This is a genomic window from Streptomyces sp. NPDC046876 (assembly GCF_040645035.1).
Classification (GTDB): Bacteria; Actinomycetota; Actinomycetes; order Streptomycetales; family Streptomycetaceae; genus Streptomyces.
Genome location: NZ_JBEYXK010000038.1, coordinates 48629 through 62235 on the forward strand (window position 1 = coordinate 48629; position 13607 = coordinate 62235).

General features: G+C 74.0%; 11 protein-coding genes and 1 pseudogene. 4 read left to right on the forward strand and 8 right to left on the reverse strand.

Annotated elements, in window-relative coordinates; all coding sequences use genetic code 11:
- Positions 1–267 precede the first annotated feature (267 nt).
- A pseudogene (locus tag ABZ924_RS20990) lies at positions 268–524 on the forward strand (antibiotic acetyltransferase); the annotation flags it as partial.
- Here the strand turns inward: ABZ924_RS20990 and ABZ924_RS20995 are convergent.
- On the reverse strand, positions 511–1851 hold the full coding sequence (locus tag ABZ924_RS20995; protein ID WP_361911729.1) for a helix-turn-helix domain-containing protein: 1341 nt from the start codon (positions 1849–1851) through the stop codon (positions 511–513). The pseudogene ABZ924_RS20990 and the gene ABZ924_RS20995 overlap by 14 nt on opposite strands.
- Before the next feature lie 426 nt (positions 1852–2277).
- On the opposite strand from ABZ924_RS20995, the gene ABZ924_RS21000 reads away from it, so the two are divergent.
- A complete protein-coding gene (locus ABZ924_RS21000) occupies positions 2278–2784 on the forward strand; it encodes a hypothetical protein (RefSeq protein WP_361911694.1) in 507 nt (168 codons plus the stop codon).
- A gap of 5 nt (positions 2785–2789) precedes the next feature.
- Here the strand turns inward: ABZ924_RS21000 and ABZ924_RS21005 are convergent, their stop codons facing one another.
- On the reverse strand, positions 2790–3416 hold the full coding sequence (locus ABZ924_RS21005; protein ID WP_361911697.1) for a LysE family translocator: 627 nt from the start codon (positions 3414–3416) through the stop codon (positions 2790–2792).
- Positions 3413–4966, reverse strand: a complete 1554-nt coding sequence (locus ABZ924_RS21010; RefSeq protein ID WP_361911700.1) for a DUF885 family protein — start codon at positions 4964–4966, stop codon at positions 3413–3415. The genes ABZ924_RS21005 and ABZ924_RS21010 overlap by 4 nt, the downstream gene beginning before the upstream one ends.
- A 53-nt stretch (positions 4967–5019) precedes the next feature.
- Here ABZ924_RS21010 and ABZ924_RS21015 point away from each other — a divergent pair, with 53 nt between their 5' ends.
- Complete coding sequence (locus tag ABZ924_RS21015) at positions 5020–6519, forward strand: PLP-dependent aminotransferase family protein (RefSeq protein WP_361911703.1); 1500 nt, start codon at positions 5020–5022, stop codon at positions 6517–6519.
- 75 nt (positions 6520–6594) lie between these two features.
- Here the strand turns inward: ABZ924_RS21015 and ABZ924_RS21020 are convergent, their stop codons facing one another.
- From ABZ924_RS21020 to ABZ924_RS21035, 4 genes are all read right to left on the reverse strand, one after another.
- Positions 6595–7434, reverse strand: a complete 840-nt coding sequence (locus ABZ924_RS21020; RefSeq protein WP_361911706.1) for a serine protease — start codon at positions 7432–7434, stop codon at positions 6595–6597.
- Positions 7435–7551: 117 nt separating this feature from the next.
- Positions 7552–8337 carry a tyrosine-protein phosphatase gene (locus tag ABZ924_RS21025; protein WP_361911709.1) on the reverse strand — a complete coding sequence of 262 codons (786 nt, stop codon included), beginning with the start codon at positions 8335–8337 and terminating at the stop codon, positions 7552–7554.
- An 82-nt stretch (positions 8338–8419) separates the two neighbouring features.
- Positions 8420–9463 (reverse strand): tRNA (adenosine(37)-N6)-threonylcarbamoyltransferase complex transferase subunit TsaD, encoded by a 1044-nt coding sequence (tsaD, locus tag ABZ924_RS21030; protein WP_361911712.1) that lies wholly within the window; start codon positions 9461–9463, stop codon positions 8420–8422.
- A 66-nt stretch (positions 9464–9529) separates the two neighbouring features.
- The gene (locus ABZ924_RS21035) at positions 9530–10570 is read right to left on the reverse strand and encodes a phosphatidylinositol-specific phospholipase C domain-containing protein (RefSeq protein WP_361911715.1); all 1041 of its coding nucleotides are present in this window, start codon (positions 10568–10570) and stop codon (positions 9530–9532) included.
- 318 nt (positions 10571–10888) lie between these two features.
- Here ABZ924_RS21035 and ABZ924_RS21040 point away from each other — a divergent pair, with 318 nt between their 5' ends.
- Positions 10889–11878: a serine protease gene (locus ABZ924_RS21040; protein WP_361911717.1), complete on the forward strand. Its 990-nt coding sequence runs from the start codon at positions 10889–10891 to the stop codon at positions 11876–11878.
- Between the two features lie 18 nt (positions 11879–11896).
- Here the strand turns inward: ABZ924_RS21040 and ABZ924_RS21045 are convergent, their stop codons facing one another.
- On the reverse strand, positions 11897–13294 hold the full coding sequence (locus tag ABZ924_RS21045) for an FAD-dependent monooxygenase (RefSeq protein ID WP_361911720.1): 1398 nt from the start codon (positions 13292–13294) through the stop codon (positions 11897–11899).
- Positions 13295–13607: the final 313 nt, after the last annotated feature.

The window sequence follows — 13607 nt, forward strand, 5'->3', positions numbered from 1 at the left end:
CCGCCATCCTCCTCCCCCACCCTGGGCGCCATCTGCGGCATGACCTGCGTTTCGTCCTCCAGCGCTCTGCTGGGCGGGCTTCCTCGGTGTCGTCCCCGGTGTAGTCCTCGTCCCGGCCCCCGGTGACACCCGCCGCCGTCGGCGCGGTTCGCGCTGCCCGCCGTTTCCGGGTGCGGGCCGCTACGGCGGCGATCCGCGCAGCCTCATGCGCAGAGCGGAGGCGTTCCGGCCCCGTTTCCCGGCCAGCCGTGCGTAGTCTGCTGACCGCTGGTGACCACGCCCTCCATCGAGGTCGGGGAGTACTTCTACTACGACGCCCCGGAGGACCCGACCGCGTTCGAGACCGGCAACGCGCTCTACCACTACGGATCGGAGAAGCTGCGCATCGGCAAGTTCTGCGCGCTGGGCGCCGGGGTGCGGTTCCTCATGAACCGGCCAACCTCCGCATGGACGGCCCCTCCGTTTCCCTTCCCGGTCATGGCGGATCCTGGACGGAATGCTTCGACCTGATCACCGGCCTGCCGAGCAACGTCGCGCCACCGGGCTGAGGCCGAGGGCGTGGTGGGCGAGCCAGAGGGTGTGGCGGGTTGGTGGGGAGTGGAGGGGGCGTTGGAGGAGGGCTTCCGCGCGGGCCAGGCGTTTGCGTACGGCTGTGGGGGACAGCGACAGGGCGGCGGCGGTGGCTTCGGTGCGGGCGTCGTGGTGGAGCCATGCGGTCAGGGTCTGCGCCAGGTGTGGGGGGTGGGTGGGGTCGGTCAGGGGCTGGAGCTGGGTGTGGGCCCACCGGGTGACGGCCGGCCGGTCCAGCAGGTCGTCCAGGCTGCGGAGTGCGGGCCCGCCGTGCTGGGGCCCGCCGGCGGGCCAGGGCGCGTCGAGGGCGCGTAGGGCGAGGGCGAGGGCCGACCGGTCGGCGAGTCGGTCGAGGTCGAGGGCGAGTTGGCGGGCGATGTGCCTGAGGCGTGCGGACAGGGTGTTGCGGTGGATGCTGAGGTGTGCCGTGGCCTGGGAGGGGCGGCTGAGCCAGGCTGCGGCGGTGGCGAGCAGTTCCCTGCTGCCGGGGTCCTGGGGCCGTCTGGCGCTGTGGGCTTCGCGCAGCGGGGCCAGGAGGCTTTCCGCCCATCCGGTCACGGCGGGGCCGATCGCGAGGATCAGGTCCGGGTGTGAGGCGAAGGCGGCCCGGCGGTCGGTGCGCAGGCGCGCAGCGGCCAGGGCGTGGACGGCCTGGGCGTATCCGGTGGAGGCGTCCGACAGCGCCACGGCGTCGCTCACGCCCACCACCCGGCATCCGTCCGTGGCCGGCTCGTCGTGGGGCGGGGCGAGGACGATGACGTGTCCTTCGTTCGCCGGACAGGGCACGGTCCACGCGTTCGGGGTGTTCGTCCTCACGCGGCCGGCGAGCTCACGGCGTGTCCCGGGTGCTCCCTCGAGGATCCAGACGCGGATCGCCCCGGGCAGTTGAGGCTGCAGCCCTGTCGAGAGCCGGTGCGCCGGCGCCGTGTGGCCGTTCATCAGCAGGTGCAGTGCCGCTTGGCGTGTGCGGTCTTCGGCCGTGGCAGCCCGGTGGCGCAATCGTTCGGCGTGCTCGGCCCTCCAGCACAGGCTCAGAGTGGATGCGGCGTCCGCGAGCAGCGGTGCCAGGCCGTCCGGGCCCGGCCGCGGCGCCACCGCCACGAGTACGGGGGCGGGCGCGGGCTCTGAAGGGCGCTCCAGGGAATGCAGGAAGACGGTGTGGGCCTCCGCGTCGAGGGCCATGGCCCCCGCCCGGCGCCGGCTGAGCTCGCGCACCCCGGAGCGGACGGCCTGCCGAAGGGCCCTGCCGGTTGCGTACCTCGGATGCCGGCCCGAGGACATGACCGCTCCGGAGGCGTCTACCAACAGCGCATCCGTACGGGTGTGGTCGGCGAGCCAGCCGAGCACCGCGTGGGATCCCCCTTTGCGGGCAGCGCGCTGCAGGGCCAGCACGTCATCGGCCCGTCGCACTCCCCGTCCTGGCACTCCTTCCTTCGTGTGCGCCGCTGACGTCCTGCTGGTCACGTGGGAACCCCCTTGAGGAATGAAGGTTGGAAACCGCCCGAGTGGCCCGGCCCACGGCCCGCTGTGCGTGCAGGCACCGGAATGCCGCCGTCACCGTGCGGCACGACACCAGCCGTCACGGCGGCCTGTCCTACGTTCGACACACACACCAACACCCGGCGGCTGTAGTGCAGTTGACTGGCATCGGCTCCGGGTCGATGGCTGCACCGCCCCTGTGTTTCCGACCAAGGAGAAGGCATGTTCATGCTGAAGAACGCAATCGCACGGATGATCACGGTCGCCCTGGCCGCACCGGCCCTCGCGTTGACGGTGTCGACGTCCGCATCGGCGGCGCCCCAGAGCGATACCGTTCACTGGGAGAACGCAGCCACGCACAAATGCCTCAACTGGGGCAACGACGTCTTCGGCAACTACGAGCTGGCTCGGCCGGGAGCCTGTGACACCTCCTACCACGGCTGGTCGCAGTGGAAGGAGGTGTCGGTGGACGGCAGGTTCTGGACGTTCCGGCCCGACGACACCGTGAACGGACACCAGAGCAACATGTGTCTGACGTCCTACAACACCCTCGTCTACCTGGAGACCTGCCAGGACGGGAACTGGTGGCAGCAGTGGGAGCAGATCTGGACGCCGGGCGGCTGGAAGCTGCAGCACCGGGGCGCCGACTGGGTGCAGGGCTTCTACCTCGACAGTGACGGCTCGAGGACGTACACGGAGCCGTGGAACGCCGGTCTGAACCAGGTGTGGCACTGACCGCATCAGACGAGGACCAGCGCGGCCAGGCCGAGGTGGATGCCGCCCGTCACGTATGACAGGCGGCGCTCTCGACGCGGGGTGCCGCGCAGGCGGCCCGCGAGGGCGGCACCGACGAGCGCGTAGCAGAGGTCGAAGGCGAGGGCGATGGCCAGGAAGACCGCGCCGAGTACGAGCATGTGGCTACGGGTGTCCGCGGGGGTCAGGCCGGCCGGCAGGAACTGCGGGAGGAAGGCCAGGAAGAACAGGACGACCTTCGGGTTGAGCAGGTTGACGAGGACGGCATCGCGATAGACGCGGATCGGTCGGCGTCGATCGGGAGGGGCGTCTGCGTCGCCCGCCGCCACGGCGGAGGGCGGGCGGCGGAGCGCTCCCACGCCGAGGTACGCGAGGTAGCCGGCTCCCGCATGACGCAACACGGCGAAGACGATCGGATGGTCGGTGACGAAAGCCGCCAGTCCGCAGACGGCGACCAGGACGTGGACGAGGGTGCCGGTCTCGACTCCGAGGGCCGAGACGATGCCGGCCCGCCCTCCGTCCTGCACGCTGCGCGTGAGGATGTAGATCAGGTTGGGTCCCGGCACCGCCACCAGGACGAGCGTGGCGAGGGCGAAGGCGGCGAGTGAGTTCATCCGCGTTCCAGTGCCGTGTGCATCAGGCCGAGGGGCGGGGCCCCGAGGTCGAACAGGGCGCCGTGGAAGCGGCGGAGCGAGAAGGCGCCGCCCCAGCGGGCCATGGCCTGCTCGCGCAGGTCGAGGATGGCGAACTTGCCCCAGGTGTAGCGGCCGTACGTGGGGTCGAACAGCCCGCGCTCGGCCTCGTGCAGGGCGGCGGGCCCGGCCAGCGAGACGTCCGCGGTGAACCGGGCCGCCGCGTCCGACAGGGTCATCGCTCCGGTGTGGAGGCCGATGGCGCAGGCGAAGCGGGTGACGCGGCGCAGCGCGTCCTGGGCGACCGCGACCGCGACGCGCGGGTCGCCGTCGCGGAAGCCCTGCTCCAGGGCCAGTTCCTCGCAGTAGTGGGCCCAGCCCTCGATGAAGGCGTCCGAGTGGAGCGTGCGGCGGACGTCGGTCGCGGCCCGGCGCAGCGCCCTGCCGTGGCTGGCGTGTCCGGGTGCCACCTCGTGGACGGCCATGTTGGGCATCAGGGTCCGGTTGAAGCCCGTCGACAGCCACTGGTCGCGCTCCGCCCCCGTCCACCCGGTGTCCGGGAGGGAGACGCGGAAGGCGCTGGGGGCGTCGGCCTCGTGGGGCGCGGACGCGAAGAGGCCGGCCAGGGACCGGCGCTGGGACTCCGGCATCGGCAGGACGTCCACCTCGACGTCGTGGTGCGGGACCAGATCGTGCCGGGCGGTCCAGGCGACCGTCTCGTCGACGAGCGCCGCGAACTCCCCCAGCAGGCCGTCGGCTTCGGGATGGTCGGCCTGCAGGGCCCGTACGGTATCGGCGGGCGCGGCCCTCGGGTCGACGCGGCGCAGCGATTCGTCGAGCAGGGCGCGCAGGCGGTCCCGTTCCGCATCCACCCGGGCGGACAGCGCGGCCAGGTCGACGGTGCGGGCTTCGGCCGAGCCGAGGAGCCGGGCGAGGGCCGGCCCGCCGAGCGCCGCTGACGGCGGGCCCTGGACGGCGGCCCGCTCCAGGTGGGCCACGAAACGGGCGTGTGCCCGGCCGGCGGCGGCGTGGACCGGGCCGCCCCGGGGGTCGAGGCAGGCGGCCAGACCGCGGGCGAGCGGCAGCGTGGCCCCGGCCAGCGGCGCGGGGACGCGGTCCAGTGACTCGATCGCCGCGTCCACGGCGTCGGGCCACCGGCCCAGGTGGGCCGTACGGGCCGCGTCCCGCTCGTTCCCGGGTGCGTAGGGGCGGTCGTAGCCGGTCGGGTCCAGGTTCTCGATGTGCCACAGGGGGTTGCTGCGGTGCAGTTCGAGTTCGCCGAAGCGGACCCGGAGGGCTTCCTCCGCGGCCGCCGCGTGCGCCTCGTCGTGCGGGTCCGCGTAGGGCTCGGTGCCGGCCGGTCCGGCCGGTCCGCCGAGCGCGGCGAGGCCGCGCCGTACGCCGTCCGGGGACAGGTCCTGGACGGTTCCGTCGTACTCGTGGCGTCCCGCGCCGTCGCGCGCCGCGGGGACGGAGAGGTCGCAGACGGCCGCCAGCCGGGGATCAAGGGGTGAGGTGGATGTGGAGGTCATGCCGTTAGCCTCGCGGCACGGGAGCCCGTGCTCCCGTGCCAATGGAGGGGAATGTGGACCGGAACCGTGAAGCGCCCGAGCCGGACGGGCTGATCGACCTGCTGGGCGACTGGAGTTCGGGCGAGGGGCCGCTGTACCGGCGGCTCACCGAGGCGTTCGGCCGGGCCGTGCGGTCCGGGGACCTGCGCGCCGGCGACCGCCTCCCGTCCGAGCGGCGGCTCGCCGACGCCCTCTCGGTCAGCCGGGCGACGGTGGTCGCCGCGTTCGACGTACTGCGCGGGTCGGGCCTGGTCGAGACGCGCCGGGGCAGCGGCACGCGGGTGTCGGGAGGGGCGGCCGGCCGCCGGGCGCCGGTGGACGGGCGGGTGCGCGGGGGCCGGGCCACCGCGGTGGTCCAGCGGCTGATCACACGACCGCCGGACCTCATCTCGCTGGGGCAGGCGGCCGAGGGCGGCGGTCCGGATCTGGGCCGGGCCCTGCTCGAGCTGGTACGGGAGGACCTGCCCGGGCTGCTCCGCGAGGCGGGCTACCACCCGGCCGGACTGCCCGCGCTGCGGAAGGCGATCGCCGCCCACCACACCCGGCACGGACTGCCGACCGTGCCCGAGCAGGTGGTGGTGACCACCGGTGCCACGCAGGCCGTCGCCCTGAGCGCCCAGCTGTACCTCGGGCGCGGGTCCACCGCCCTGGTGGAATCACCGGGGTGGCCGGGCTGCCTGGACGTCTTCAGGGCCGCCGGCGCCCGGTTGGTCGGCGTCCCGGTCGACTCCGACGGGGTCCGGATCGACCGGCTCGCCGCCGCGCTCGCCGGACACCGGCCCGCGCTGCTCTACCTCATGCCGACCTACCACAACCCCACGGGCGTCCTGATGTCCGCCGGCCGCCGTCGCCGGGTGGCCGAGCTCGCCGCCGAACACGGTGTCCCCGTCCTGGAGGACAGTGCCCACGAGGCGGCCCTCGCCCCCGGTGAGGCTCCCCCGCCGATCGCCGCGCACTCGGCCGGGGGAACCGTGCTGACGGTGGGTTCGCTGACCAAGGCCGTATGGGGCGGTCTGCGGATCGGCTGGCTCCGCGCACCCCAGGACGTCGTGGCCCGCCTGGCACGGCTCAAGGCGCTCGGCGACCTCGGCAGCCCGCTCCTGGACCAGGCCCTCGCCGCCCGGCTGCTCCCCGCGCTCCCGGCCCTCGCGCCCGAGCGGGCCCGCATCCGCCGCGAGCAGTTCGCCACCATGACCCGGCTCCTTGCCGAACGGCTTCCGCAGTGGAGCTGGCAGGAACCGCGGGGCGGCTCCGTCCTGTGGATCCGGCTGCCCGAGGGCACGGACGCCCGGGTCTACGCCCAGGTGGCGCTGCGCCACGGCGCGGAGGTCATCCCGGGCGACGCCATGGATCCGAGCGGCGCCCACGACGACCACATCCGCCTCCCCTGCTCCTTCGCCGCGCAGACCTCTGCGGAACTGGTGGACCGCCTATCGGCGGCTTGGGCCGCACACTCCCGCAGCAGTGCCCGTAGGCGGCACGGCCCGTCGGCGGATGCCGCCCCGGACGGCTGAGGGCCGCCCGTGCCCCGCCCGCCCGCACCTCGGCGGGCGAGGTGGGCGAGCGGGGCGGGGCGGGCGGGGTAGGGGTTACGGCTTCGGGAGGGTGCAGTCGGGGCGGGTGAGGTCGATCTTGTTGCCCGTGGTGATGCAGGGGACGATCTGGTAGGTCTCCTGGGCGTAGTTGATGCCCTGGCGGACCGTCACCGCGCCGTTCTCGTCGACCTCGCACGGGTTGTTGTCCGTGCAGCGGCCGCCGTCCTCATTGCCCGTGTTGTTGACCGCGACGACCTTGCCGGTCGTCGTGTCGATCACCGGGGAGCCGGAGGTTCCGCCGATGGTGTTGCAGGACGAGGTGTAGCGGACCGAGTCCTTCCAGGTCCAGGCGCCCTCCTTGAGGCGGTACGCGAACCCGTCGATGTTGCAGCTGTAGGTCCGCTTCCAGTACCCGGAGACCACCTTGATCGCGGTGCCCTGCACCGGGTGGGCGTCGTTCAGGGTGAGGGCGCTGATGCCGTACTGGCTCTGGATCTGGGCGTACGTCTTGGTGAGCTGGTAGATCGAGATGTCCGTGTCGGTCATCGTCGCGTACGCCACCTTGCTCGCCCGCAGCGTGCCCGCCCGCGAGCCAGAGGCGGTGAGCAGGGTGAAGGAGCGGCTGGACGGCTGGTCCTTGATGACCTCGCCCGCGGCCGGGAAGCCCGTCTCCAGGCAGTGCCCGTTGGACAGGACGAGGGCGGGGTCGCCCGGCTGCGAGTTCGGCGTGCGCACGACGGAGCCGGAGCAGTTGCTGAGCGCGACCGTCCCCGCGAAGTTCACGGCGACGGGCGCGGCTGCGCGGTCCTGGGTGGTGGTCGAGGCCGCGGCCGGGGCTGCCGCTGCTCCTAAGAGGAGCAGCGAGAGCATCGCGCCGACGAGAGGCTTGTTCATGTGGGGGTTCCCCTCTGATGACGAGACGACACAACCGAAGATCCTTCGGTTGTCATGTGCATTGTTGGGAGTCGCCTCGTCAACTAGCAAGGGGGCGACGCGATTTGGTATACGCCGTCAGTCGAGCAGGCGCTGCCGAAGACGGGTCGCGGTCTGCTCCGTGATGCCCACGCCGTCGGTGAGGTACGCGGCCACCGAGCCGTGGCGGGCGGCCAGGTCGGCGAGGGTCAGGGAGAGCACCGTGGCCGGGGCGCGGCCGTACGAGGGCCAGCGCATCGTGCGTCCCGGGTTGGCGGCGTGCCAGTCGGCCAGCAGGCGCTGCGTGGCCAGCTCCGTCAGCGCGAAGTCGGCCAGGATCTGCTCCTGCGACACCTCCAGGAGGGACAGGACCAGGGCGGCGATGAGGCCGGTGCGGTCCTTGCCCGAGGTGCAGTGGAAGACCGCGGGCCCCGGGCCGGCGGCGATGAGCTCGATGACCTGCCGGATCTCCTCCACCCCGTCCTCGGCCACCTCCGCGAAGCGGTCGGCGAGGTAGCGCCAGGGGTCGATGTCGGGGTCGATGGCGGCCTGGTCGTACGGGCGGTGCTCGATGCTCAGGTTGGCGTACGTGAACCGGCCGGGCTCCGGGACCCGGCCCCTGGCCTCGATCTCCCAGGGGTAGCGCAGGTCGATGACGGTGCGTATGCCGAGGCCGAGGAAGCGCTCCCAGTCCCCGCCCTCGCCCCCGCCCTGCAGCTTGCCCAGGGAGTCGGCCCGGTAGAGCCGGCCCCAGGCGACGGTGCGCCCGTCTGCCGTGCGGTAGCCGCCCAGGTCACGGAAGTTGTGCAGACGCCGGAAGGGGATGTGGCGGTCGGGTGGCGTATGCGGCTGCGGCTGTGCCTTCGTCTGCCTCTGCTGGGTCAACCGGGGCTCCTTTGCGGGATCTTGAGACCCAAGGATGCCCGTTGCCGCCCCGCGGGCGGTGTTCAGGGTTTTCCGGCAAGGTTCAGGCCGCCACCGGGTTCAACGCGGCGTACGCGAGCGGCGCCGACGGGTCGACGGTCACGTCGAACGGGGCGGGCTCGGCCCCCGAGCGGACCAGCAGGTCGCCGATCGCGGCGATCATCGCCCCGTTGTCGGTGCACAGCGTCATCGACGGCACCCGCAGTGCGATTCCGGCCGAGGCGCAGCGCCGCTGCGCGAGGTCGCGCACCCGGGAGTTGGCGGCGACGCCGCCGACCACCACGAGCGTCTTCACCCCGTACTCCCGGCAGGCGGCGACCGCCTTGCGGGTCAGCACGTCGGCGACGGCCTCCTGGAGCGAGGCGGCGCCGTCGGCGACCGGCAGCACCGCGCCGCGCCGCCGGTGCTCCTCCGCCCAGCGGGCGGCCGCCGTCTTCAGCCCCGAGAAGGAGAAGGCGTACGCGTCCTGTCCGCCCGCGGCCCGCAGCGGGCGCGGGAAGGCCACCGCCTTCGGATCGCCCCCGCGGGCGGCGCGGTCGATGGCCGGGCCGCCCGGGTACGGCAGGCCGAAGACCCGCGCCACCTTGTCGAAGCACTCCCCCGCCGCATCGTCCAGGGTGTCCCCGAGGTGCAGGATCGGCTCGCGCACGAGGTCCCGTACGAGCAGCAGCGAGGTGTGCCCGCCGGAGACGATCAGCACCACGCACGGGTCGGGCAGCGGCCCGTGCTCCAGGGTGTCCGCCGCGACGTGGCCGGCCAGGTGGTGGACCCCGTACAGCGGCACGCCCAGGGCGTACGCGAGGGTCTTGGCCCCGGCCAGTCCGACCTGGAGTGCGCCGGAGAGGCCGGGGCCGGTGGTGACGGCGACCGCGTCGAGGTCGCCGGGGCGCAGGCCGGCCTCGTCCAGGGCCCGGCGGACGACGGGGTTGAAGGCGTGCAGGTGGGCGCGGGCGGCGATCTCCGGGACGACGCCGCCGAAGCGGGCGTGCTCGTCCATGCTCGACGCGACGACGTGCGCGAGGAGGCGGCCGCCCTGCACGATGCCGGCTCCGGTCTCGTCACAGGACGACTCGATTCCGAGGACCACCGGAAGCCGACGCCGTGTCACACCACACCACACCCAAACCCTTATTGCGAACTCTTCGCAATAAGGTTACTGGCCGCGCGGCACCACCGTCGCCAGCACCGAGGGCAGGGGGTACCAGTCCGCGGAGGCGATGGAGGCGTGGTTGCGGGCCATCAGCCGGACCCGGTCCAGGGCCTGGGCCTCGGTCGGGTGGACGCCGTCGATGGCCGGTGCCACGTTGTGGGCGTCGGTGGCGATCAGCAGGTAGTGGTTGCGGTCGTACCAGGAGGTGTCGATGGCGCCGGACGCGTACGCGCTCGCGTCCCCGTCGAAGACCACGAACCAGGGGCGCAGCGAGGCGTCGGCGTAGCGGGCGCGCGGGTCGCCGGCCTCGGCGCGGTGCACGGCGGGGAAGGCGGCCGCCTGGGAGAGCCGGCCCGCGGCCGCGAGGGAGCGCAGGTGGGTGGCGTACTCCCGGTCGGTCCACAGGGTGTCGTTGCTGTTGCCCTCCTCCAGCGTGCCGGGGATCAGCTCGACGAGGAACTTCCCCGCCATGGCGGCCCGGCTCGGCCAGGCGCCGGCGCGGGCGGCGCTGTCCAGGTCGGGGTGGCCGGCGGCGAGCAGGCCGGGGCGGTAGAGGGCGTCGCCGAGCTTGGCGGCCAGGAGGGAGTCGAGTTCGGCGGGGCCGCGCCCGAGGTTGGCGGCGAAGCCGTCCTTGAGTTCGAGCTTCAGGACGATGGGCCGGTGGCCGGGGTGGGCGTCGTGCCAGCTGCGGATGTCGGAGAGGCAGCCGGCGAGGTTCTGGTTGCGGGACTTGGTGCGCAGCTGGGCGGGGCTGGTGGCGTTCTCGCAGTTGCTGTCGTTGCCGAAGGGGTTGTCGTGGGAGACCCGCCAGGAGCTGCCGAAGAAGTTGGTCCAGACGTCGAGCTCCAGCATCGCGGCGCCCGAGTCGAGGGCGTCCGCGAAGTAGGTGTACTTGGCCTTGTCGTACGCGTTGTGCACGCCGACGCCGGTCGATCCCGCGTACGGGAGGTCCCCCTGGGCCGCCGCGGCCGCAGCGCCCGCCGGGGCGGCCGCGCCCAGCAGGAGCGCCAGGGCCGAACATCCGGCGGCCAGCGCACCCGCCATCCGGACGCGCGTACGCGCCCCGATCCCCTTTCCTGGCCCTGTCCCCTTCCCTGGCCCCGTCGCCGTCGTCGCCGTCCCCGTCGTCGTCCCCGCCCGCATCCGCATCCGCATTCTCATGCTCCGGCTCCTTCGTCCCGCTGCGCCTACTGGTCGGTCACTTGCCAAACCCGGTGGAGACTAGGCCAGTTGGGTGGCGCAGGGAAGGACTGCGGATGACGGTCCGGAGGCTGTGAGGACGGCCACATTCCGTGGCGGAACTCCCGGCCCGGGGCCCCCGTAGAACAGGGCGTCGAGCAAGTCAGCGGGCGGGAGTGCCACATGTCGAGCAAGGGCCCCAGGGGCCACGGGCGGTCCATCGGGGTCCGGGTGGCCCTCGGCCTGTGCTGCGCGGCGCTCGCCGGCGGCGCCGTCCTCCTGTGGGAGTTCGGCGGCATCCTGGAGAACCACGCGGACGGCGATCCCGGCGCCGGCGCTTACGTCCAGGACCCGCAGGCCGCCGACCGCGCCGCCGAGGCCCTGCTCGACGGGGTCGTACGGGAGGTACCGGCCCCGGCGGGGCAGCGTGCGCAGGGCGGGCAGGCCGGGCAGGCCGCCGCCGACTGGCGGTCCGGCGGATGGCGGCCCTCCGCGCCTCTGGAGGCGGAGACCGCCGCCGCGGAACCCGCCGTCGGGGCGCTGTTCTCGCCCGGCGAGGACGGGGACGGCGACCACCACTGCTCGGGCGTGGTCGTGCACTCCCCCGGCGGGGACCTCGTCGCCACCGCCGCGCACTGCGTCTACCGGGGCGCCCTGGGCTTCCGCACCAACCTGGTCTTCGTCCCCGGCTACCGCGACGGCGAGGCCCCGTACGGGGTCTGGGTGCCCACCCGGATCGACGTGGACCCGAGCTGGAGCGAGGACCAGGACCCCGACCACGACGTGGCGTTCCTGCGGCTGCGCCGCCCCGGCCGGCCCGGCGAGCGGCTGGAGGACACCACGGGCGCCGAGACGATCCGGTTCCGGCCGCAGCTGCCGGCCCCCGCGCGGGTCGTGGGCTACCCGGGCGGGGCGGAGGAGCCGGTGGACTGCTTCAACACCGCCCGCGCCGACGGGCCCACGCAGTTGCGGCTGGATTGCGCGGACGTTCCCGACGGCACGAGCGGCGGTCCGGTGCTGACCGACGCCCACACCCTGATCGGCGTGGTCGGCGGTCGGGACGGGGGCGGCGACGAGACCACCTCGTTCAGCAGCTGGTTCGACGACGACATCCGGAAGCTGTACCAGCGGGCCGTCAGCGGCCGGACCTCTGGGGATCCGGGCCGCCGCTAGCCGCCGGCCGGGCCGCCGTCAGCCGCCCGGCGGGCCGTGGTGGGCCGGGTAGGCGGCGGCCGACGGGTTCGACGGCAGCCGCCACTTGGCCAGCACCCGGATCACCGTGCCCGGGCTCAGCAGGACGTTCGGCGAGGCCGACAGCGACAGCACGCCGAAGAACGGGCGGGAGATGGCCGGGTCGGAGTTGGCCCCCACGATCACCCGGTCCATGTACCGCTGCAGCACCTTCGTCGCCCGGTCCGGCGGCGGCCCCTCGGTCTCCGGGTAGCGCATGTCCTCGCTGGTGGCGATCTGCCAGGCCGCGTCCGCCGAGGCCGCGGTACGGCGCTGGATCCGCCGGGCGGCGCCGGCGATCTCCCGCGGGGCGAGCCCGCGGATCGACTCGGCCAGGGCCTCGGCGGCGAGGGCCGCCACGCTCATCCCGTGCCCGTACACGGGGTTGAACCGGCACGCGGCGTCGCCGAGCACCACGAACCCGGCCGGCCAGCGGTCGAGCCGCTCGTAGTGGCGCCGCTCGTTCGAGGTGGCGCGGAATCCGGTCGGCGCGGACAGCGGTTTGGCGTCGCGCAGGGCGTCGTACAGCGCCGGACTGCGCAGGCTGCGCGCGAAGTCGAGGAATCCCTCCTCCCCCGTCGGCGGGGCGTGCTCGCCGTTGCCGATCAGGGTCGCGAGCCAGCGGCCGTCGCCCAGCGGCACCAGTACCCCGCCGCGCGGGCTGTCGGGGCGGCCCTGGACGTACAGGCCGTGCCAGCGGCGCCCGGGGTCCGGCGGGACGTCGTAGTAGCGGCTGGAGTAGCCGAGGTGGGAGTCGTACCGGGTGGTCGCCGGGGCCGGGAGGCCGAGCGCGGTCAGCCAGGCCGGGGCCCGCGAGCCGCGGCCGGTGGCGTCGACCACGAACCGGGCCGACAGCGGGCCGCCTTCGCGCAGGGCGACCCCGGTCACGGTGCGGCCCTCGCCGGTGGCGAGGAGCCCGGTCGCCGGGGAGCCCGAGCGGATCCGGATGCGGTCGTCGCGCAGCACCTCCCGGCGCACGGTCCAGTCGAGGAGCTCCCGGTGCGCCACCAGGATCCGGGCCCCGGGCACCTGGCCGAACCAGTCGGCCGAGCTGAGCCACAGGAAGTCACGCGGGGACTCCATCAGGGCGGCCCCGGCGGCGAGCAGTTCGCGGGTGATGCCGGGCAGCAGCGCCTCCATCACCTCCAGGCCCCGCGACCACAGCACGTGCACGTGCCGGGACTGCAGGACGCCGCGCCGGAAGGCCGGTCCGGTGTCGGGGAGTTCGTCCCGCTCCACCACGGTCACCCGGGCGAAGCGCTGGGCGAGGACCCGCGCCGCGAGCAGCCCGGCGAGGCCGGCGCCGAGCACGACGGCGTGGTCGTCGGCCTCTGGGTGGTTGTCCGTATCGTCGTCCATGGCAGCGAGTCTCCCGTGCGGGTGGGCCTGGGTTCAGGTCCCACCCGGGGCGCCCCGGCGCACCACGGGGGCGGACGGGCTCACGGCAGGGCGCCCGTGGTTCCGGCGGCGGGGTCCGTCGAGTGCCCCTGGCCGGCCGGCTCCGGCCCCGCCGGCGTTTGCCGGCCCCCGGCTACGAACCTCGCCCTGCCGGGCAGCGGGTCCGGCCATTCCAGCCTCGCCGGCGTATGAGGCGCGGGGTTTGGGGCGGAGCCCCAAGGAACCCGGCTCCGCCGGGCACCGGGCTCCGCCCGGACCCTCCCCCAGCTACCGC

Excerpts from the sequence above, each read along its gene's own strand:
- ABZ924_RS20995 (WP_361911729.1), bottom strand. The coding sequence starts at position 1,851 with ATGTCCTCGGGCCGGCATCCGAGGTACGCAACCGGCAGGGCCCTTCGG.
- ABZ924_RS21000 (WP_361911694.1), top strand. The coding sequence starts at position 2,278 with ATGCTGAAGAACGCAATCGCACGGATGATCACGGTCGCCCTGGCCGCA.
- ABZ924_RS21005 (WP_361911697.1), bottom strand. The coding sequence starts at position 3,416 with ATGAACTCACTCGCCGCCTTCGCCCTCGCCACGCTCGTCCTGGTGGCG.
- ABZ924_RS21010 (WP_361911700.1), bottom strand. The coding sequence starts at position 4,966 with ATGACCTCCACATCCACCTCACCCCTTGATCCCCGGCTGGCGGCCGTC.
- ABZ924_RS21020 (WP_361911706.1), bottom strand. The coding sequence starts at position 7,434 with ATGAACAAGCCTCTCGTCGGCGCGATGCTCTCGCTGCTCCTCTTAGGA.
- ABZ924_RS21035 (WP_361911715.1), bottom strand. The coding sequence starts at position 10,570 with ATGGCGGGTGCGCTGGCCGCCGGATGTTCGGCCCTGGCGCTCCTGCTG.
- ABZ924_RS21040 (WP_361911717.1), top strand. The coding sequence starts at position 10,889 with ATGTCGAGCAAGGGCCCCAGGGGCCACGGGCGGTCCATCGGGGTCCGG.
- ABZ924_RS21045 (WP_361911720.1), bottom strand. The coding sequence starts at position 13,294 with ATGGACGACGATACGGACAACCACCCAGAGGCCGACGACCACGCCGTC.